The sequence below is a fragment of the Streptomyces diversicolor genome (assembly GCF_057537855.1).
In genome coordinates, this window is the sequence record NZ_BAAJXA010000002.1 from 22,772 (window position 1) to 42,208 (window position 19,437).

Genomic DNA, 19,437 nt, shown 5'->3' on the forward strand with positions numbered 1-19,437 from the left:
AGGCGATCACGAGTCGCCACTCGGTCGGTGGTCGGGGTGGCGGGATTTGAACCCACGGCCTTCCGCTCCCAAAGCGGACGCGCTACCAAGCTGCGCCACACCCCGTCTGGTGCGACACGTAGGGTACATGCCCGAACCGGATGCGTCCGCAGGTTTACCGGCAGTCGCCGCCGCGGCATACCCGCAGCCCAACACGTTGGCCTACGAGGTCCGCGACCCGCTACGATGCCTCCTGTGCCGCGGTCGCCCGATCAGCGGCACACCATGTGCGGGCGTAGCTCAATGGTAGAGCCCTAGTCTTCCAAACTAGCTACGCGGGTTCGATTCCCGTCGCCCGCTCTGAACGGCGCAGGGCCAGGTCAGAGGATCAATCCTCCGCCTGGCCCTGATCGTTTCCGGGGGCTCCGATCAGCCTTCCGTGTCCCCCGCGTGCCCCTTCGGCTTTCGATCTTGCTTCTTCTTCGCCTTCCGGGTCTTCTTCCGTCCCTTGTTGACGAGTCCGCTCACGGCGTCGGCGATCAACCGATCGCGTTCCGCACTGGCGTGCTGGTAGATCAGTGCAGCGCGAGCGGTGCTGTGGCCCATGCGCGCCATCAGCTCCCGCGTGCTGGCCCCGGTCGACGCGGCGAGAGTGTTGCCGGTGTGCCGAAGATCATGGAAATGCAGACCCTTGATCCCGGCGTCGGTGCACGCCGTGCGCCACAGCCGGTTGAAGTGGTTCCGGCGGGGAGTCGCACCCTTGGCACCGACGAAGACTCGGCCGTCCGCACCGGGTTCCGCGTACCGCTTCAGGTGCTCGCGGATGTCCGGGACGATCACGGCCGGGATGGAGACTGTGCGCTTGCCAGCCGCACTCTTGGGCGCCTTGATCTCGCGTTGCCCATTGTTCAGCTCTGCGACCGCGCGACGGACGCGGACGGCACCGTGGTCAAGGTCGACGTCCCGGCGGTGCAGGCCGATCAGTTCGCCCCAGCGAAGACCCAGGAATCCCGCCATGAGCACGAGCGCCCGATAGCGGGGCTGGATCGCGTCGGCCACGTCGTAGACCTCCTGCACAGTGGCGGTCGGACGTTCCGGGGTGTGCACGGTACTGGCCCTCTTGATCGTGCACGGGTTGCGCCTGATCATCTGATCGGCGACCGCCGTGCCGAGGATCGCACGAAGCAGGGCGTACGCCTTTGCAACGGTCGTCGCACCGGTGCCGGACGACAGCTTGTCGGCGCGCCAGCGACGCACGAGCGGAGGCGAGATCTCGGCGACGTTGACCGTGCCGAAGGTGGGTTCGAGGTGATGACGCAGGAGCGAACCGTACAACTGCCGCGTGGTGGCGGTCAGTTCGCGTTCCTTGATCCAGGCAGCGGCGTACGGGCCGAAGGGCACCTTCCCGGCGTCCGGGTCGTGCCAGTCGCCGCGCCGCATCTCCGACTGCTTGTCGGCGAGCCAGTCATCCGCGTCCTTCTTCGTCCGGAACGTCTCGGGAGCGGGCCGAAGCCGCCCGTCAGGGCCGACGTACCGGGCCTGATAACGGCCGGACGGGAGCTTGCGAACCCGACCGAACTGTCGACGCTTACCGGCCATCAGGCAGCCACCCCCCGGCGGGCCGAGAAGCAGCGACGCGGCTCAACGGTGTTGGCGGCGATGAAGTCGCGTACGGCGCTCTCGGGGATGCGGACGTGCCGACCGACCTTCACATACGTGATCCGCCGCTCTTCGATCAGTCGCCGGGGGAACCGCACGGTCGTGCCGAGCAGTTCGGCCACCTGATCAACGCTGAGGTACCGGTCATTCATGGACGTGCGCTCCTTCCAGGTCGAGCAGGGCGGGTAGTTCCTGGCGGGCGGTTTCGCGGTTGTGCTGGATGTCGCGGCGGATGTTGGCGGCGAGCCAGGATTCGCCGGGGGTGTGGCCGTGTCCGGCGTAGGTCCAGTGAGCGAGGGTGAGCGTGGTGGCCTCTTCGTCGTCGGGGTCGGGCAGGCCGAGAGCTGCGCGTTGCTGGGCGGCGCGGTAGTCGGCGCGGACCTGCCGAAGGGCGCCCAGGGTGGTGGAGTAGCGGCGGGACTTGGTGGAGAAGTGGCCCCGGAAGCCGAGCATGTGAGCCCAGTCCCGCAACTTCCGCTCGGGGTAGAGCGAGTGCAGGTCAAGGCACGCCTCGATCAGCCGGCGGGGGTGCTCGGCGATGCCGAGCAGGGTCAGGGCTTCCTTGTTGCCGATCCGGCGGTCGACGGTGCCGGTGGTTTCGGCTGCTTTGGTTGCGTACTTGGCGACGTAGGAGGCCACGGCCTGTTCGGTGATCTCCTCGCCGTGGCCGAAGGCGCCAATCGGCTGTACGTCGAGCTGTGTGCCCCAGCGCAGCACGCGGGCGGGCTGGTCTCCCGCGGGCGGTACGTCGACAGCGACGCGGGCAGCGGCAGCGCGGATCGAGTCGGTGAGGACGTCGAGGGTGGCCCAGGCCGGCGGCGGGCTGTCGGGTCCGTCGGGTCCGTCGGGTCCGTCGAAGCGGATCACGGCATGGAAGTGCACGGCGCCGCGCTTCTGGTACTCGGCGACCTTGCCGAAGGCGACGCGGGACTGTTCACGGGCGTCCTTCTGCGTGAGGCCGGCCCGGCGGGCGATCTCGCGGCGCAGGTAGATCGTGAAGTAGCGCCACAGGTCGGAGGCGTGGTTGTTCCACAGCACGGCGCCCGCGTAGTCGTACGACTCGGGGTCGAGCGGGGTGCCGAGTTCGGGCGCGTCCTCAGCGTGACGGGCGCCGCAACGGCACGGCCGGTTGCCGGGGCGGTTGTGGACGGGACCGAAGGAAGGCGCGGTGAGCGTGGCGAAGACGCGGGGGTGATCCCGGATGGTGTGCGGGGTGCCCTTGGCGGGGTCGCCGACGAGTCCGGCGCGGATCAGGTGGTAGGTGTCGCCGGCGTAGGTCCAGGCGCAGGACGGGCAGCGCGAGGCTCGGCGGTTGCCGCAGGCGATACGGAGGCGTCCGCCGGGTTCGGTGTCGGTCGAGTAGGAGTGCAGCACGTAGCCGGTGGCCGCGTCGCGGGTGGCGGTGGAGCCTTGCAGGTGGATCGGGTCGGAGCAGCCGCCGGTACGGCGGATCTGGTCTTGGATGCGGTCGAGGTCCGAAGACCCGGCCAGCCTCAGCACGTCGGCGAGGGTGGCCGGGTCCAGGCCCGCCATGGTGGCGGTGTCGGTCACGCGGCGACCTCCAGGGCGGCGGGGAGCAGGGGGCGCAGGGCGGCGGAGGCGAGCAGCGGCGGAACGGCGTTGCCGATCTGCTCGAACTGCTTGGTCTTGGTGCCCTGGAAGGGGTAGCCGACGGGGAAGGTCTGGAGGGCGGCGGCTTCCTGCACGGTGATGCGGACGGATTCCGGACCGGCGGAGCCGTCCTTTTCCCACGACACGTCGTTGCTGACCTTGGCGAACAGCAGGGTTGCGGCGGGTTCGTCGGCGCGGCGGACGGTGGCGTTGCGGCGGTTGCTGTGCCGCAAGACCCACTGGCTGCCTGCCTTTGCCGTAAACGTAGGTGCGGGCGCGCCGTGCGGGTCGGTGGTCTGCCGACTGCCGTCGGACATCTGATTGCGGTTGGTGTGCAGCACCCACGCGCCGCGCCGTTGGGCGTCGAGGAGCGCCTTACGGGCCGAGGTGGGGAAGGGCTCCGGTCCGCCGCTCTTGCCGCCGCCGGCGGTGACGGTGGGGACGGGGCGGTCGGTGGCGCCCCAGCCGAGGGCTTCGGCCATGGTGACCCACGGCGCCAGGGCAGGGCCGAACAGGGTGTCGGGTCCGGGGTTCTTGGCGTGGGTGGGCTCGGGCGGCGCGGCGGCGCGGGTGGCGCACGCAGACGGGTCGATCTCGATACCGACATCCCGCAGTCCGAGGGCGCGCAGCCCCTCCGACCAGCCGCCGGGACCGGCGAAGAGGTCCAGCACGGGGAGCGCGGTGGTCATCACTTGCCTCCCTTGGTGTGGGCGGGACCGTGGTTGTTCTCCCAGCGCTCGACCAGGGCCTTGACGCCGTCCACGCCGGTGGCCTGGTTGGTTGCGCCGCAGCTTCCGCAGACGTAGTCGGCGAAGGGTTCGGAGTTTCGGGAGTGCAGGCCGATGCGGATGCCGGGGAACTCATGGGTCGGGGTGAGGTCAGTCACGGCGGTCACCGCCCGGCGCGGGCGAGGCCGGCGGGGGTGGAGTGGCCGATGCCCTTGCAGGTCGGGCAGGTGACGCGGAGGATGGCGCGGGTGCCGTCGGCGTGGCGGGTGCCGGTGGTGATGGCGGCGGTGGCGAAGCCGTCGCAGTCGCGGCAGACGCGCGGGTTCCGGGTGTGCTGAGGCATGATGAGTGAGCCCTTTCGGGTCCGTTGGATCAGGAATGGGTGGAGCCGTCCGGGGCGGCGGATACTTGGCGGTAGAGGCCGCCCCGGAGGGTGTTACTTGTGCCGGCGGCTCTTGGAGCGGACCGGGCGGGCAGGCAGGGACTTGTGCGGCGAGCGGGAGCGCCGGCGGGTGGCCGCGCGGGGTAACTCCCCGCTCTTCCTGGCGCGGTTGATCGTGTAGCTCAGTCCGCCGGTGGCCGACAGGACCGAGACGGCCGCGCCGGCGACAACCTGAGCGACGAACGCGATCACCAGCAGCACGGCCACCGATCCGGCGATGATCAGCAGGGTCAGGGCGATCGGGCCCTTGTAGGAGCGCGGGGCCTGCTGGACGATCACGACCTTGTGCAGGTCGGTGCCGGGCGGGATCTGGCGGTAGATGTCGGCGGGGATGTGGCCGGCGCGGAGCTGGGCGTCGGGCAACTGCACGGGACGGCCCTCCAGGTCAGGGGGTGCAGTGGTGGGTGCGGGCGGCGAGTTCGGCGGCGGAACGGTCGCGGTGCTCGGTGGAGAAGCCGCAGCCGGGGGCGGTGCAGGCGGCGGTGTGCCGGGTCTGGCCACGGCCGTTGTTGAACGTGCCGACCCGCACGGGACCGATGCGGATCACGTCGTAGAAGCGGTTGGGGCGCATGGTCAGCCCTCCTGCCGGATGCTGCGGCCGGGGAAGTCGGCCAGGATGCGGGCGGCTTCCTGGGGGTCCGAGGTGCGGTCGGCGGCTTCCTCGGCCAGCATCCGGGCCAGGGTGGGGCGACCGGAGTCGGTCATCTCACGGGCCGCGTCGAGGTAGTCGGACGGGTGGTCGAACTTGCGCATGGTGGAACCTCCTTGTCTGTCAGGCGAGTTGGGCGACGATGGCGCTGGCCAGGTCGTCCGGGACACCGAGGCGAGCGCGCAGGGTGGCCGCGTCGATCTCGACCCCGGTGCGGGCGCGGTGTTCGGTGGCGACCTTGCGGGCGTGGTCGATCAGGGCCGGGGGCACGCTCGGGACGGCCGGTGCGGGCAGTGCCGGGGCCGGGGCGGGTTCGGTGATCTCGGGTGCCGGTTCGGGCGGCTCGGGGCGGTCGACCACGAGCGTGGGTTCCGGCGTGGGTGCGGGCTCCGGGGCGGGCTCGGGTTCGGGGGTGTGGGGCTGGTGGGCGAGGAGGGTGCCGCCGAGGAAGGCCAGTGCGGGCCAGCCGGCGACGACGATGCGCAGCCAGGCCGGGACGTGCTCCAGGTCGAGGAGTCCGGCGGTTGCGATGTTGGCGCCCAGCGAGGCGACCAGGGCGATCAGGAACCAGAACCAGGCCAGTCCGGACCGTTCGGTGCGCAGCCGGCGCCACACGGCGACAAGGAGCAGGTCGACGGAGACCGGGTAGGCCCATGCCTTCCATCCGGTCTGCCCGGCGGCTTCGGCAAGGTCGTGCAGGTGGGCGAAGGACAGCGCACCGGCGATCACAGCCTGGACCAGGACGGCATCCGGGCGGATGGAGCGGGACACAGGTCTTCACCTCCTTCAGGGGATCGGGCCGGGGTGGGGCGGCGGGTTCGGTGTCCGGCCGCCGGGCCCCCGAGCGGGTTCAGTCGTCGGCGGGGATCTCGCCGGCGCCCAGGCAGCCCAGGCAGATCCCGGTCTGGTCGCCGGCGTGGCGGCGCTTGCGGCCCACCCGCACGGCACGGGAGACCTCACCGGTGCCGTGACAGGCCGGGCACTGCTTGACGGTCGGCTTGCTGGTCTTGCGGGTGCGTGCCATGAGCGATCTCCGTCCGGTTTTCGGCATGGCTCGGGTAGGGAACCGGCGTGAGGCGGTCACGCCGACCGGGATTCGGGGTGCTACTCGTCGGCGGGCTGCGGCTGCACGAGCGGCGGCACGTCGGGCATCGGCGGGATATTGATCTGTCCCACGGGCCGGAACGGGGCGAGGAACGGCAGAGCGGGGGTGAGGCGGGCGAACTGACGGCAGACGGCCGCCGCTTCGTCCGGGCTGGTCTCGGGGGTCCGGATACGGGACCAGCCACCGGAAGTGTCACCGGCCACCGCGACTCCGGGGCGGTTCGGGGCGATCCCGGTCACGGACATCACCGCGTCCGGGGCGATGTCACCCAAGCCCATCTCGGCCGTCTGCTTGTCGTTGACGCGATGCACCACACGGCCGGTGAGCTGAGCCCGCAGCGCGGTCGCGCCCCGGCCCAGATCGGAACCGAAACGCTGCCCGCACACCTCCAGATAGATCCCGATCGCGCGGGCCATCTGCCCGAGCCGCACCAGTTGCATGACCGTCTGGTCGCGGGCCGGTTCGTCCTTCTTCGAGGTCACCAGGAACAGTTCCGCCACCTCGTCCACCAGGACGATCAGCGGCACCGGCCGGACCTGATCCGGCAGCTCCCACAGGTCCGAGACCCCGTAGAGGGCGAGCAGATCGAAACGGTCCTCCATCTCACCGACCAGCGCGTCTATGAGACGGCCGGCGGACTCCGGATCGGTGACCAGAGCCGACAGCCGGGGCGCGTACCGGCCCTGTTCGACACCGCGCTTGCAGTCGATACCGATCAGCCCGACCGGGAGCTGAGCGAGCCCCTTGATCAGGTTGCGCTGATACATGGACTTGCCCGACTGGTTCGCGCCCAGCGTCAGGGCGTGCGGGATCTTGCGGTAGTCCCGCTCGAACACCGTGCCGTCCTCCCGCAGCGCGACCGGAACCACCAGGTCACGAGGCTGAGCCGTGCGCGGCAGGCGGACCCGGCGCAGCACGTCGTACCCGGTCATCCGCAGCTCGACATACCCCGGCTTGGTCTCGGCCACGGCCACCGAGCGCACCCCCCAGGCGTGGCGCAGGCGCTCGGAGGACGCGGCAATGTCGGCGGGCTCCAGGCCGGCGGGGAGCCGCAGGGACACCCGCAGACCGACCGACGTGGGATGGACACGGCGGACCTTCGGCGGCACCGGCCGCACCTCGGCACGGGCCAGGTTGCGTTTGACGAAGGCACGGAAGCCGGACGGCTGCACCGTCAGCCCGCACACCTCCATCGTGTCCCGGTAGGTCCAGGTGAACCGGCCCCACGTGGCCGGGAGCCCCACCAGCGACCAGTACACGCGCGGCGCCCGGTACTTCGCGTAACCGAGCCCACCCGCGCCGGCCGCAGCGGTCCCGGCCTCCAGCCAGGTCACCAGGTCCGCCATGGTCAGGCCCCCGCCGTGATCGCAACCGCGCGGAAGCTGATCCCGTGCCGCTTCTGACCGTTGAACTCGTTCTCCCAGTCCCGCGCCTTCAGCCCGACCACCCGCACCGGCATGCCCGGCGTCAGGTTCTCGGGAAGACCCGTCTCCGGGATCGCGACCTGGTACAGGTTGCCCTCACCCTCGTCCGACACCAGCAGGCCCACCGTGTGCAGCGGCGCGCGGGTGTCCTTGTCGATGGCGATCTCACCGGTCTGCTTGTTGACCATCTTCGGCACGGGCGCAGTCGCCACGAACACCACAGCGGTCGAAAGGTCGATCTTGAAGGACGGCATGAAAGGCACACTCCTCAGAGAGGTGAGAACGGGAGTGGAGTTTGACCTCCCTAGGGAGATTGAAGCGCAACCTCCCTAGGGAGGTCAAGCGATCCACAACGGCAAGCGCCCCCGGAAACGCCAAAAAGGCCCACCGAAGTGGGCCTTTCTGTCTCGCTGTGAAGTTTCTGACGCTGCGTCAACTGCCAAAGGTGTAGCGCAGCGCGTAGGCGCCGGCGTCAAGCAGCATCTGATTGACCTCAACCGGCCTCCCGTCCGAGGTGTATGCCGTTCGACAGATCTCGATCACGGGTGTGCCAGGAAGGATGGCCAAGCCTGATACCTCTTCAGAGCTGGGCATGCGTGCACGCAGGTCCTCACTGAAGCGGACCGGCTCAGCACCCAGCTCGGCCAAGCGCTTATAGGTGCCGCCCGGCCCTGAATCCGGCTCGGTGATGCGTGAGCCGTGCACCAGGTCGGCAGGGAGGTACGAGACGGCTTTCTGTACCGGCTCACCGTCAACCAGGAACCGACGACTACGCACGACTACGCGAGCGCCTTCGTCAAGATCCAGGATGCGAGCCACCCATCGCGGCGCGTCCTCTTCGAACACCTCAAGATCGGTCACGGTCATCGGGCGCTCACCGACGTCAGCCGACCAGATCGACTTTCCAGCCGCCCACTGATCGCGGGAGAGGCGCTTAGTGGCATCCCGCAAGATCGGCTTAAACTCCCGCACGTAGGTACCGGAGCCGGGGCGTGAGACCGCCACCCCCTCTGCTACCAGCAACTTCAACGCACCACTTGCTGTCATCTTGGCTACGCCGTAGTCCCTGACGAGCGCGGGTTCCCCAGGTAGCCGGGCACCGGGCCCAAACTCACCGTCGTTGATCCGTGCCCGCAGGTCGTCGGCGATCTGCCGCGCGTCGGGCATAGATCAGCCTCCAGTTCCCTAGGGTGGTTCCAGGCTAGTGGGTACCCACTAATCGCGCGAACCCAGCCCACGGAGCCGGGGCCGGGTTGTTACAGGTTTCTCTACCTCATCAAGCCCGCCCTTCCGGGCGGGGCAGCCATGCCCCCCGTTCCGCAGCCTGTGGAGGCCGGCCGACCTCAGCCGTGGCGCACTTGGAATGACAGGACTCCACAGCTCGCCCCCAGGAAACCGCAGTGCCACCGCGCTTGAGCGCCCGCAGCGCGCAGCCTCAGCACCTTGGTGCATGGGCCTACGACGTCACCGGCCCCAAGCGGAGGCTCTTGGCCTTCGGCCATCCGGCTGCGCTGTCCCAACGGCACCGGCCGCCGCCGCGTAGATCACACCCCACCGGCCCGCACTGCGGGCCGGCGCGGGCTCGGGACTCGGGGCTTCGCTCCTGCCTTCGGCCCGCGCCGCCCCGGCCCCGGCCCCGCGCCACTCTCGATGCCCCAGGGTGATCACGCCTCACGCTCTGGCCACCTCGGGCCGATGCACCGGACCGAGCCTGATTCCCGCCACGGCCCACATCACCAGGCCCAACCCAGGGCAAGGCGCAGCCCCACGGTCAACAGCACCTGATTCGTGCGAACCCTCAGAGACGCTTTGATCCAAAAGCAGGTGCGCCACGGCTGAGGTCGGCCGGCCTCCACAGGCTGCGGCTGGGAGTGTCTTCATGCCCTAAATGGGACCCAAGTCAGAACCAGCCTCCGGCGGGGGCGCTCAGGCTCCAGGATGGCGGGGGGCGCCGTTCGCGAGTGCCGGCGAGCAGTGGCGTGCGTGGGGTGCTCCCATCCCGTCCGCCGTCGACCCAGGCAGAGCCGAGCAGACGCGGCCCATGGCGTCCAGGTCGTTCGTACAGTGGCGCGCTCCACCTGGACGCCATGAACCACGCCCGCTCCACGGTGTGTGGGCCGACGGCAGACGGGATGGGAGCTGGGGAGAGTGGTGGGTTGAGCAATCTCCGCACGAGGAGCACGAGCAGCCTCAACTGCGGTACGGTGTCCCGTACTTGCCATAGGCAACGCCAAAAGACCGTGCGCGAAGTTCCTGCCACGGACATCGCACGGTCATGGCACTTCAGACCCAAGGTCTCTAATCAACTAAGGAGGTATCGTGCCCGACCGGGACGACCCCCACCCTAGCGCATCTGAAGATGCGTTGACTCTACCCACAAGAGCATTGCCGTGCAATGCCTTTCACGGGACGGTGGATGGCGAGGGGGCAGCGCACCAGTCCCGCAGCCCGTGGAAGCATCCGGTGAGCTGGGCAGCGCTGCTCGGCGCTATAGCCAGTCTTGTGACCGCGCTAGGCGCGCTGATCAAGTAGCCACGACGTGCCCCTTGCGTGCCCGAACGTGAGGGGCAACACGGCAGCCAACGGGGAGTAACGGGGAACGGCACCCTGAAGCCCAGGTCAGAGACTTGGCAGGTCAGAGGGTATCCGCGTACGCGATCTTCCAAACTAGCTACGCGGGTTCGATTCCCGTCGCCCGCTCTGTATGGCTGAGGCCCAGGTGAGAGGCGGTTTTCCCTCTCTCTGGGCCTCAGCTCGCTCCGGGGCCTGATCAGGTGGGGAGAGAGATGCGCGGGGTGGGGACAGCCGCGGCCGTGATCGTGGCGGCCGTGGTGCTGGCGGCTTGCGGCGGCGAGGGTCGCTCGGGCGCGACAGCGGAGGGCGGGGGTAGTTCGGCCGTGGTGGCGGGCCAGGGCACGATGACTCCCGATGCGGTGCAGGACGACATCCGGGCGGCCGTCGCCGCCGGGGGTTTCCGCCCACCGCGCTTCGTCGCCGCTGAGGAACTGCTCGGTCCCTGCACGGCGGGTGCCGTGGTGCGGGCCGGCGCCAAGCCGGATCCGGAGGCCGTCGCCAAGGTCGTCGCCGGGCTGAAGAGTCGCGGCTGGCACGAGGAGAGGCGGCGCTCGTTCGCCACCATCAACGCTTGGGGGCTGGTGAAGGAGGGGTGGATGCTGAGCTTCGTCGCCGGGCGGGTCTCGGAGAAGACCGTCTCCTTCGGACCGGCGGCCGAACGCCAGGGCCGAGCCGAACCGTTCGAGGGGCTGACGTTCCGAGGAGCGGGCGCATGCGACGACCCTTCCGCCACCGCGTCGCCCTGATCTTCGGCGTGGCGCCGCACGGTTCGGTTCGCGTCGCCCGCCCTGTGCGGCTCAAGGCCGGGTCGGGGGGTCCCTCGGCCTGACCCTGGGTGTTTCCGCCGGGGGCAGCGTGATTACCGCGGGTCAGCCGACGCGGTCCCGGCGCTGCTCCGCGGAGCCGAGGCAGCCGTGGCCGATCACCTTGGTGCCGCCGGCGGTGCCGCCGCCTCCATGGCCGTGCCCCGTCGCCGATCCGCGGGGTCGCCCAGGCGATCTCGAACCCTCGAACGTGCGCACGCCCATGGCACTCTCGGTCCTTCGGTCCTTCGGCCCTGGGCAACCGAAGAACACCGGATGACGCCGATCCGTCCGCGCCTCCGCTCCAGGACAGCTCCCGCCCGGTTCACCCTTGGGAAGAGTGAATGGCCGGGCGCGGGGTACCCCTCGGCCGCCGCGGGGTGCCCTGGCGGAAGACAACCCCTCGATCAGAAGCTGATCGAGTTGATCGTGTCGGCTATCGAGTTGAGGAAGCGCTGGATGGACGGGGCCATGCCGGTCGAGGCCAGGAAGAAGCCGAAGAGTATGGCGACGATGGCGGGACCGGCCTTGATGTTCCCCCCTCGGATCAACACCACCAGGATGATCGCCAACATCAGCACCACGGACAGTGAAATGGCCACACTGATCACACCCTCGGTCGGTCCGCTCTCCCGGCCCGGGGATGCTGCCCCGCACCCCCGCCAGAACCATCGTGCCACCAACAGGGCCGGGCTATGCGACGCGTGACGCATCGTCGGCCACACCCGCGCCCCGCGAAGCGGCCCGCACAGCAATTCGAGGGTGCACCCGCACGAGCCTCAACCGGTAATTACAGAAGCCGGTTTCACGGCCCACACATCGCGTTCGCAGGTAATTCGAATTGCCGCCGCCCATCGGTACGGAGACGGTCCTATGCACTAATGAGTCCGGATGAATCGGTACATTGAGGGCGATCTACTGCCGTCGATGTGCTCATCATCACGCGTCCGGGAGGGGCGAGTTCAGCAAATCCGCGGTACCCGAAGCCGTTAAACAGGAAACCGCAGGGGAGTTTTACGAGAACCCACGGACAACGCTAGGGTGCCTCAGATGTTTGATGCCGTCTCGTCCCCCGGCCAGAACCGAAGGTCCCTCCCGCCGGCGCAGTCGCCGCGGGACGCGGTACCCGACGCACGTACCCCGCAGGCCAGACCGGGCAAGCAGCGCGACGCCTTCTTCGACAACGCCAAGTACCTGGCGATCGTCCTTGTCGCCGTCGGGCACGCCTGGGAGCCGCTGAAGGGCGACAGCCGGGTGCTCCAGGGCGCGTACATGGTCGTGTACGCCTTCCACATGCCGGCGTTCATCATCATCTCCGGCTACTTCTCACGCAGTTTCGACATGCGGCCGGACCGGCTCAAGCGCCTGCTGACCGGCGTCGCCCTGCCGTACATCGTCTTCGAGACGGCGTACCCGCTCTTCAAGCGGTACGTCGACCACTCCCCCGACCAGGAGATCAGCCTGCTGGATCCCTGGTACCTCACCTGGTTCCTGTGCGCGCTGTTCATCTGGCGGCTGACGACGCCGATCTGGAAGGCGATCCGCCGGCCGCTGCCCGTGGCGTTCGCCATCGCGATGCTGGCGACCGTCTCGCCGAGCATCGGCGACGACCTCGATCTGCAGCGCGTCCTGCAGTTCCTGCCGTACTTCGTGCTCGGGCTGTGCATGAAGCCGGAGCACTTCCAGCTGGTGCGCCGCCGCTCGGTACGGATCGCCGCGGTGCCGGTGTTCGCGGCGGCGCTCGCCTTCGGCTGGTGGGCGGTGCCGCGGATGAACGCCGCGTGGTTCTATCACCGGGACTCGGCACAGGAGCTGGGCGTGCCGTGGTGGTGCGGGCCGCTGATGGTGCTCGCCATGTTCGGCTGCTCGCTGCTGCTGACCGCCTGCTTCTTCGCGTTGGTGCCGGGCCGCAAGACGTGGTTCACGGCGCTTGGTGCGGGCACGTTGTACGGCTATCTGCTGCACGGCTTCGTGGTGAAGTTCGCCGACTACCAGGGCTGGATGGACCATGGCTGGTTGCATCGGCCGGTCGGGGAGGTTCTGGTGAGCGTGCTTGCGGGGGGTGCGGTCACGTTGCTCTGCACTCGGCCCGTGCAGCGGGTGTTCCGCTTCGCGGTGGAGCCGAGGATGGACTGGGCGTTTAGGGGGGAGTCGGGGGCGGCCCTCCGGGAGGGTGGGGCGCAGGAGCGGGGGCGGGACAAGGTCCCGGTGTAGGTCCGTGCGCGGCGGCGTCGGGGGGTGCGGGGTGTTTGGCGGGTGCGGGTGCGTCGTGGCTGCTCGCGCCCGCGCGGCGGAGCCGCATACCGATACAGCCCCGCGCCCCTTACGGGGCGTTGCTTGCTGCTCGGCCAGTCGTTGAGGCGCCGTCGGTCGAGTCAGTGGTGTAACGGGGCTGTGGGGCCCTCTCGGCAGATCAGGAGCAGGGCCCGGTCGTCGTTGACGTCCTTGGCCACCGCTTCGATGAGGTGCCAGGCCGCGCCGCGGAAGCCGCCGGCCACATAGCGGTCGGCCTCGCCGGTGAGGCGGTCCATGCCCTCGACGATGTCCCGGTCCGAGGTCTCCACCAGACCGTCCGTGAACAGCATCAGCACGTCCCCCGGACGGAGCGAGCCCTTCACGGGGTCGAACTGGGCGCCGTCGTACACACCGAGCAGCGGCCCCTCGGCGGCCTTCTCCTCCCAGCGCCCGCTGCCCGCGCTCAGCTGGAGCCCCGGCGGATGGCCCGCCGAGTACAGCTCGTAGTCGCCGGAGTCGAGGTCCAGGACCAGATGGATCGAGGTGGCGAAGCCCTCGTCCCAGTCCTGGCGGAGCAGATAGCCGTTGGCGGCCGGCAGGAAGGCATGCGGGGGCAGCGAGCCCAGCAGGCCGCCGAACGCGCCGGACAGCAGCAGGGCCCGCGACCCCGCGTCCATGCCCTTGCCGGACACGTCCGTGAGGACGACCTCCAGGGTGCGCCCGCCGTTCGTGCGGGCCGCGACGACGAAGTCGCCGGAGAAGGACTGGCCGCCGGCGGGCCGCAGCGCCATCTCCCGGTGCCAGCCCTGCGGCAGCTTCGGCAGCTTGCTCTGCACGCGGATCCGCTCGCGCAGGTCGAACAGCATCGTGCCGCCGCGCCGCCAGGGCACCCCGACCCGGCTGCGGAACTGTGCGGTGAGCAGCCCGAAGAAACCGCAGGCCGCGACCACGAGGACGACGCCGGGCGTGACCCGGGACGGGCCCTCGGTGTACGGGCCGAGCCGGACCGACTCCACGATCAGCGCCGTGGCCGCCGCCGCGTACAGCCCGAGCAGGCTCGCCGGGCGCAGCAGCAGCCCGCCCGCGACGATCGGGAGCACCAGGGCGCCCGGGGCGAACCACACCGAGTTGGCGAGCGTCATGGCCGCGAGCACCGGGACGGTCAGCAGCAGGCCGGCCAGCGCGATCCAGTCGGAGCCGTCGCCGCGGAAGTAGTCCACGGCGCTTCGGCGCAGGCCGACGCGGGCCCGGTGCCACTGCATCCGCCACCGTGCCGTGAAGGTCTCGGCCTTCCCGCGCCGCTCTCGTCCTGCTGCCATCAGTTCGGGACCCTATCCATCGGACCGGCCCCATGGCACGGGAGGTCCCACTTGTCCCCCGTCCGAGGCCCGACTTCACAGTGAACTTCATGGAACGCCGTCCCGCTGCCGCCTGGGGGAAATTCATTCGCTCGTCCCGCAATGCACTGATACGCATGGTGCATGGCGACTGACCTTGCACAGGACGACCGCGGGATCGAGCTGCGGGCCGCGCGGCGCGACGAGCTGGACGAGTGGTACGACAACCTGATCCGGGCCTTCGGCGGCGTGCCCGAAGCGGCCGAGGAGCGCCAGCTGTACCTGGAGCTGATCGAGCCGGAGCGCACGGTCGGCGCCCGGGACGGTGGCGCGTGGGTGGGAACGGCCGGGGCGTTCGACTTCCGGCTGACCGTGCCCGGCGGGGCGCCGGTGCGGGCCGCGGGCGTCACCATGGTCAGCGTGGCCGCCACCCACCGGCGGCGCGGGGTGCTCACGTCGATGATGCGGCGCCAGCTGGACGACGTACGGTCCTGGGGGTGGCCGCTCGCGGTGCTGACGGCGTCGGAGCCGGCCATCTACGGACGGTTCGGGTACGGCGCGGCGACCTTCCAGGCCCACGCGGAGATCGACACCGGCCGGGTGCGGCTCGCGGTGCCGCCCGGCACCGACGACGTACGGCTGAGGTACGCCGCGCCGGCCGACGTGCTCGACGCGTGCGAGGCGCTGTACGCACGGCAGGTGCCGCTGCGCCCCGGGATGGTGGCGCGGCTGCCGAAGTGGGAGCGGGTCGCGCTGCTCGACCCGGAGAGCGAACGCAACGGTGCGTCGCCGTTGCAGTGCGTCGTGGCCGAGCGGGACGGGGAACTGGTCGGTTACGCGCGCTTCCGGGTCAGGCCGGACTGGGACCATGCCGGAGCCAAGGGCACGGTGGTGCTGGAGGACCTGGATGCGGTGGACCCGGCGGCGCGGGCGGCGGTGTGGCGGTTCCTGTTCGACATCGACCTGACCTCGACGCTGCTGGCGCGGGGGCGGCCGGTGGACGAGGCGTGGCAGCACCAGGTGTCGGACATCCGGCGCTGCCAGGTGCGGCTGCGGGACTCGCTGTATGTGCGGCTGGTGGATCTGGGGGCGGCGCTGGAGGCGCGGACGTATCAGGCGCCGGTGGACGTGGTGTTCGCGGTCGAGGACGCCTTCTGCCCCTGGAACGCGGGGCGTTGGCGGCTGACCGGGGACGCGAAGGGAGCGTCGTGCTCGCGCACCGAGGAGCCGGCCGAGCTGGCGCTGTCCGTGCGGGAGTTGGGGGCCGCGTATCTGGGTGGTGTGCCGCTCACGTCGCTGGCGGCGGCCGGGCGGGTACAGGAGCTGCGCCAGGGCGCGCTCACGGAGGCGTCAGTGGCCTTCGGCTCCCCGACAGCCCCCTGGCTCCCCCACGGCTTCTGAACCCCACCCCAACGACAGGTCCCCCGAGCCACGACCTCACCTCGGGGGCCACGGGCCCGGTTCGGGGGGTCCGGGCCCGTCTCGGGACCTGCGCCTCCGACTCGGGGGCTCCGGGCCTACGGGCCCAGCTCGAACGCTCCGGGCCCGCCTCGGGACTCCGGGTCCGGCCCACGAGTCGCGCATCACACCCCCGAGCCACAGGGTCCGGGTCCACGAGGCACGGGTTGCGCCCAGGACCGGCGGTCCCGCGCAGGGGCCCGCAGCTTCGGCCCGCTGGCCGCAGCCGGGGCGACACGCAGGGCCCGCCCACGTGGCGCAGGGGCGTATTACGGGTGGGTGGGTTGGCAGGTGGGGCACCAGAAGAGGTTGCGGGACGACAGGGGGGCGGTGTGGACGGGGGTGGCGCAGATGTGGCAGGGCTGGTCGGCCCGGCGGTAGACGTACACCTCGCCGCCGTGGTCGTCGACGCGCGGCGGGCGACCCATCGCCTCGGGGGTGTGCTCGGGGCGCACGGTGTCGATGCGGTTGTGCCGGACGCCCTCGCGCATCAGCGCCACGAGGTCGGCCCAGATCGCGTCCCACTCGGCGGGGGTGAGGTCCCGCCCCGCGCGGTACGGGTCGATGCCGTGCCGGAACAGGACCTCGGCGCGATAGACGTTGCCGACGCCCGCGATGACCTTCTGGTCCATGAGGAGCGCGGCGATCGCCGTACGGCTGCGCCGGATGCGGGCGTACGCGGCGCCCGGGTCGGCGCCGTCGCGCAGCGGGTCGGGGCCGAGGCGCGCGTGGATCGCCCGCTTCTCGGCGTCGGTGATCAGGGCGCAGGTGGTGGGGCCGCGCAGATCGACGTACGAGGTGGCGTCGGCGAGGCGCAGCCGGACCGTGTCGGTGGGCGGCGGCGCGGGCGCGTCGCCGAAGCCGACCTTGCCGAAGAGGCCCAGATGGATGTGGACCCAGTCGGCGCCGCGGAAGCCCAGGAAGAGGTGCTTTCCGTGGGCTTCCGTACGGGTCAGCTCCGCCCCGTCGAGCAGGGCGGCGGCGTCCGAGAACTTGCCCTGGGGGCTGGTCACGCGCACGGGCAGGCCCTGGAAGCGGCCGGCGTAGTCCTGCGCCAGCCGGTGGATCGTGTGCCCCTCCGGCACGGTGCGGCGTCCTCTCCCTCGCCCCGGGCCGCGCCCGGGCCGGCTCAGTCCTGCTGGGGGTGGTGGGCCGGGACCGGGGGCAGGGCGCCCGTCGTCTCGTAGTCGGACAGCATGTCGATGCGGCGGATGTGCCGCTCGTCGCCGGAGAACGGGGTGGTCAGGAAGGTCTCGACGAACTTCGTCGCGTCCTCCCGCGAGTGCATGCGCGCGCCGACGGCCACGACGTTGGCGTTGTTGTGCTGCCGGCCCAGGGAGGCGGTCTCCTCGCTCCAGGCGAGGGCCGCGCGTACGCCCTTGACCTTGTTCGCGGCGATCTGCTCGCCGTTCCCGGAGCCGCCGATCACGATGCCGAGGGCGTCGGGGTCCGCGGCCGTCCGCTGCGCGGCGCGGAGGCAGAAGGGCGGGTAGTCGTCCTGGGCGTCGTAGATGTGGGGGCCGCAGTCGACGGGGTCGTGACCCGCCTTCTTGAGCCATTCGACGAGGTGGTTCTTGAGTTCGTAGCCCGCATGGTCCGAGCCGAGATACACGCGCATGGCAAGCAGTGTGGCATGGGGCCGGACGGGCGGCAGCTTCGGGTTCCTGCTCGGAGAACTGTGAGTGACGCCATGGAACCCCAAGGCAATCCCGAGTAACAATCCGGAATCAATGGTTCCGGAAACCGTTCACCCCGGATTCACTGGACCGGCTCCCAACCCCCCACACGGGACCCCACGCCCGGCGCGAAGGAATTCCCCCCATGACGTCACAGCCGACCCGCCCCGCGGCCGGAGAGACCGGTACCGGGCTCCAGGCAGGGCTCAAGAACCGCCATCTGTCGATGATCGCCATCGGCGGTGTCATCGGAGCCGGCCTGTTCGTCGGATCCAGTTCCGGTATCGCCGCGGCGGGACCCGGCATCCTCCTGTCGTACGCCCTCGTCGGCACGCTCGTCGTCCTCGTGATGCGGATGCTCGGCGAGATGTCCGCGGCCCATCCCGCCTCCGGCTCCTTCTCCGCGCACGCGGACCGGGCGCTCGGCCGCTGGGCCGGGTTCTCCATCGGCTGGCTGTACTGGTTCTTCTGGGTCGTCGTGCTGGCCGTGGAGGCCACCGCGGGGGCCAAGATCCTTCAGGGGTGGATCCCCGCCGTTCCGCAGTGGGGCTGGGCGCTGATCGTGATGGTCGTGCTCACCGCGACCAATCTCGTATCGGTCGGCTCCTACGGCGAGTTCGAGTTCTGGTTCGCCGGGATCAAGGTCGTGGCGATCGGCGCGTTCATCGTGATCGGCCTGCTGGCCGTCCTCGGCGTGCTGCCCGGCGTGGACAGCGGCCGGGCGGGGTTCGGCAATCTCACCGACCACGGCGGCTTTCTGCCCAACGGGCCCGGCGCGATCCTCACCGGGGTGCTACTCGTGGTCTTCTCCTTCATGGGCAGCGAGATCGCGACGCTGGCCGCGGGTGAGTCGGAGGACCCGCGGCGGGCCGTCACCAAGTCCACCAACAGCATCATCTGGCGCATCGGGGTGTTCTACCTCGGCTCGATCCTCGTCGTCGTCTGCCTGCTGCCGTGGAACGACCCCACGGTCGAGGAGCAGGGCTCGTACGTCGCGGCGCTCGGCTCCCTCGGTATCCCGCACGCCGGTCAGATCATGAACTTCATCGTGCTGACCTCGGTGCTGTCGTGCCTCAACTCCGGCCTGTACACGGCGTCCCGGATGGCGTTCTCGCTGGGCGAGCGCGGTGACGCGCCGAAGGCGTTCGCACGGACCACGTCCCGCGGTGTGCCCATGGCGGCGATCGTCGCGTCGGTGCTGTTCGGCTTCGTCGCCGTCTTCTTCAACTACCGGTTCCCGGACTCGGTCTTCCTGTTCCTGGTCAACTCCAGCGGTGCGGTGGCCCTGTTCGTCTGGCTGGTGATCTGCTTCTCGCAGTTGCGGATGCGGAAGATCATCCAGCGCGAGGCGCCGGAGAGGCTGGTCGTGAAGATGTGGCTGTACCCGTATCTGACCTGGGCCGCCGCCGCGTTGATCGTGTTCGTGCTCGGCTACATGCTCACCGACACCGAGGGCGAGAGCAGCGGCCGGACGACCGTGCTGCTGTCGCTGCTGGTCGCGGCGGTCGTGGTGGTCGTCGCGGTGGTGCGGCAGCGGGCCGCGGGCCGCCGCCGCGCCGCGACCGCCGCACCCGGAGCGGACGAGGTGCCGGCCGGCTGACCCCGAGCGGACAAGGTGCCGGCCGGCCGACCCGGGCACCGGCCCGCCCGGGCGACACCGGGACACGGGGACGACGGTCAGCGCAGCCGTCAGCCCTTGCCGACGAGCACCGTCGGAGTCAGCGCCTACCGGCAAGCACCGTCAGAGTCAGCCCTTG

The 19,437-nt window shown here is 70.4% G+C and carries 22 protein-coding genes and 2 tRNA genes; 5 read left to right on the plus strand and 19 right to left on the minus strand.

Translation table 11 applies throughout. The features are described 5' to 3' along the window. Window positions 1-28: 28 nt before the first annotated feature. Window positions 29-105: transfer RNA gene (locus AC27LF_RS02030), tRNA-Pro, on the minus strand. A 163-nt stretch (window positions 106-268) separates the two neighbouring features. Here AC27LF_RS02030 and AC27LF_RS02035 point away from each other — a divergent pair. Next, window positions 269-339: transfer RNA gene (locus tag AC27LF_RS02035), tRNA-Gly, on the plus strand. Window positions 340-408: 69 nt separating this feature from the next. Here AC27LF_RS02035 and AC27LF_RS02040 read toward each other — a convergent pair. From AC27LF_RS02040 to AC27LF_RS02105, 14 genes are all read right to left on the minus strand, one after another. Then, window positions 409-1,578: a tyrosine-type recombinase/integrase gene (locus tag AC27LF_RS02040; protein WP_479656158.1), complete on the minus strand. Its 1,170-nt coding sequence runs from the start codon at window positions 1,576-1,578 to the stop codon at window positions 409-411. Beyond that, a complete protein-coding gene (locus AC27LF_RS02045; protein ID WP_479656157.1) occupies window positions 1,578-1,790 on the minus strand; it encodes a helix-turn-helix domain-containing protein in 213 nt (70 codons plus the stop codon). The genes AC27LF_RS02040 and AC27LF_RS02045 overlap by 1 nt, the downstream gene beginning before the upstream one ends. Continuing rightward, window positions 1,783-3,189, minus strand: coding sequence for a replication initiator protein RepSA (gene repSA, locus AC27LF_RS02050; RefSeq protein WP_479656156.1), 1,407 nt, complete (start codon window positions 3,187-3,189; stop codon window positions 1,783-1,785). Before repSA ends, AC27LF_RS02045 begins: the two co-directional genes overlap by 8 nt. After that, window positions 3,186-3,938 (minus strand): DNA cytosine methyltransferase, encoded by a 753-nt coding sequence (locus tag AC27LF_RS02055; RefSeq protein ID WP_479656155.1) that lies wholly within the window; start codon window positions 3,936-3,938, stop codon window positions 3,186-3,188. The genes repSA and AC27LF_RS02055 overlap by 4 nt, the downstream gene beginning before the upstream one ends. After that, a complete protein-coding gene (locus AC27LF_RS02060; protein WP_479656154.1) occupies window positions 3,938-4,135 on the minus strand; it encodes a hypothetical protein in 198 nt (65 codons plus the stop codon). Before AC27LF_RS02060 ends, AC27LF_RS02055 begins: the two co-directional genes overlap by 1 nt. Window positions 4,136-4,140: 5 nt before the next feature. After that, entirely contained in the window at window positions 4,141-4,320 is a 180-nt protein-coding gene (locus AC27LF_RS02065) for a hypothetical protein (RefSeq protein ID WP_479656153.1), read from the minus strand. A gap of 93 nt (window positions 4,321-4,413) precedes the next feature. After that, window positions 4,414-4,788: a hypothetical protein gene (locus tag AC27LF_RS02070; RefSeq protein ID WP_479656152.1), complete on the minus strand. Its 375-nt coding sequence runs from the start codon at window positions 4,786-4,788 to the stop codon at window positions 4,414-4,416. A gap of 16 nt (window positions 4,789-4,804) precedes the next feature. Further along, window positions 4,805-4,990: a mobile element transfer protein gene (locus AC27LF_RS02075; RefSeq protein ID WP_479656151.1), complete on the minus strand. Its 186-nt coding sequence runs from the start codon at window positions 4,988-4,990 to the stop codon at window positions 4,805-4,807. A gap of 2 nt (window positions 4,991-4,992) precedes the next feature. Next, on the minus strand, window positions 4,993-5,172 hold the full coding sequence (locus AC27LF_RS02080) for a hypothetical protein (RefSeq protein WP_479656150.1): 180 nt from the start codon (window positions 5,170-5,172) through the stop codon (window positions 4,993-4,995). A 19-nt stretch (window positions 5,173-5,191) separates the two neighbouring features. Next, a complete protein-coding gene (locus tag AC27LF_RS02085; protein WP_479656149.1) occupies window positions 5,192-5,839 on the minus strand; it encodes a DUF2637 domain-containing protein in 648 nt (215 codons plus the stop codon). A gap of 79 nt (window positions 5,840-5,918) precedes the next feature. Then, window positions 5,919-6,092, minus strand: coding sequence for a hypothetical protein (locus tag AC27LF_RS02090; protein WP_479656148.1), 174 nt, complete (start codon window positions 6,090-6,092; stop codon window positions 5,919-5,921). Between the two features lie 80 nt (window positions 6,093-6,172). Beyond that, entirely contained in the window at window positions 6,173-7,519 is a 1,347-nt protein-coding gene (locus AC27LF_RS02095) for an FtsK/SpoIIIE domain-containing protein (protein WP_479656147.1), read from the minus strand. A 2-nt stretch (window positions 7,520-7,521) separates the two neighbouring features. After that, entirely contained in the window at window positions 7,522-7,851 is a 330-nt protein-coding gene (locus tag AC27LF_RS02100; RefSeq protein ID WP_351730960.1) for an SCO3933 family regulatory protein, read from the minus strand. Window positions 7,852-8,029: 178 nt separating this feature from the next. Further along, a complete protein-coding gene (locus AC27LF_RS02105) occupies window positions 8,030-8,764 on the minus strand; it encodes a GntR family transcriptional regulator (RefSeq protein ID WP_479656146.1) in 735 nt (244 codons plus the stop codon). Between the two features lie 1,628 nt (window positions 8,765-10,392). On the opposite strand from AC27LF_RS02105, the gene AC27LF_RS02110 reads away from it, so the two are divergent. Then, complete coding sequence (locus tag AC27LF_RS02110; RefSeq protein ID WP_479656145.1) at window positions 10,393-10,917, plus strand: hypothetical protein; 525 nt, start codon at window positions 10,393-10,395, stop codon at window positions 10,915-10,917. A 464-nt stretch (window positions 10,918-11,381) separates the two neighbouring features. Here AC27LF_RS02110 and AC27LF_RS02115 read toward each other — a convergent pair whose 3' ends face one another. Then, window positions 11,382-11,576, minus strand: a complete 195-nt coding sequence (locus AC27LF_RS02115) for a hypothetical protein (RefSeq protein WP_479656144.1) — start codon at window positions 11,574-11,576, stop codon at window positions 11,382-11,384. Between the two features lie 448 nt (window positions 11,577-12,024). Between AC27LF_RS02115 and AC27LF_RS02120 the strand changes: the two genes are divergently transcribed. After that, on the plus strand, window positions 12,025-13,188 hold the full coding sequence (locus AC27LF_RS02120; protein WP_479656143.1) for an acyltransferase family protein: 1,164 nt from the start codon (window positions 12,025-12,027) through the stop codon (window positions 13,186-13,188). Window positions 13,189-13,349: 161 nt separating this feature from the next. Here AC27LF_RS02120 and AC27LF_RS02125 read toward each other — a convergent pair whose 3' ends face one another. Further along, window positions 13,350-14,528 carry a SpoIIE family protein phosphatase gene (locus AC27LF_RS02125; protein WP_479656142.1) on the minus strand — a complete coding sequence of 393 codons (1,179 nt, stop codon included), beginning with the start codon at window positions 14,526-14,528 and terminating at the stop codon, window positions 13,350-13,352. A gap of 162 nt (window positions 14,529-14,690) precedes the next feature. Between AC27LF_RS02125 and AC27LF_RS02130 the strand changes: the two genes are divergently transcribed. Continuing rightward, window positions 14,691-15,947: a GNAT family N-acetyltransferase gene (locus tag AC27LF_RS02130; protein ID WP_479656141.1), complete on the plus strand. Its 1,257-nt coding sequence runs from the start codon at window positions 14,691-14,693 to the stop codon at window positions 15,945-15,947. A 326-nt stretch (window positions 15,948-16,273) separates the two neighbouring features. Here the strand turns inward: AC27LF_RS02130 and AC27LF_RS02135 are convergent, their stop codons facing one another. Further along, window positions 16,274-17,089 carry an Fpg/Nei family DNA glycosylase gene (locus AC27LF_RS02135; protein WP_479656140.1) on the minus strand — a complete coding sequence of 272 codons (816 nt, stop codon included), beginning with the start codon at window positions 17,087-17,089 and terminating at the stop codon, window positions 16,274-16,276. Between the two features lie 44 nt (window positions 17,090-17,133). After that, window positions 17,134-17,622 (minus strand): ribose-5-phosphate isomerase, encoded by a 489-nt coding sequence (locus AC27LF_RS02140; RefSeq protein ID WP_479656139.1) that lies wholly within the window; start codon window positions 17,620-17,622, stop codon window positions 17,134-17,136. Between the two features lie 203 nt (window positions 17,623-17,825). On the opposite strand from AC27LF_RS02140, the gene AC27LF_RS02145 reads away from it, so the two are divergent. Further along, window positions 17,826-19,280 (plus strand): amino acid permease, encoded by a 1,455-nt coding sequence (locus AC27LF_RS02145; RefSeq protein ID WP_479656138.1) that lies wholly within the window; start codon window positions 17,826-17,828, stop codon window positions 19,278-19,280. The last annotated feature ends 157 nt before the right edge of the window (window positions 19,281-19,437 follow it).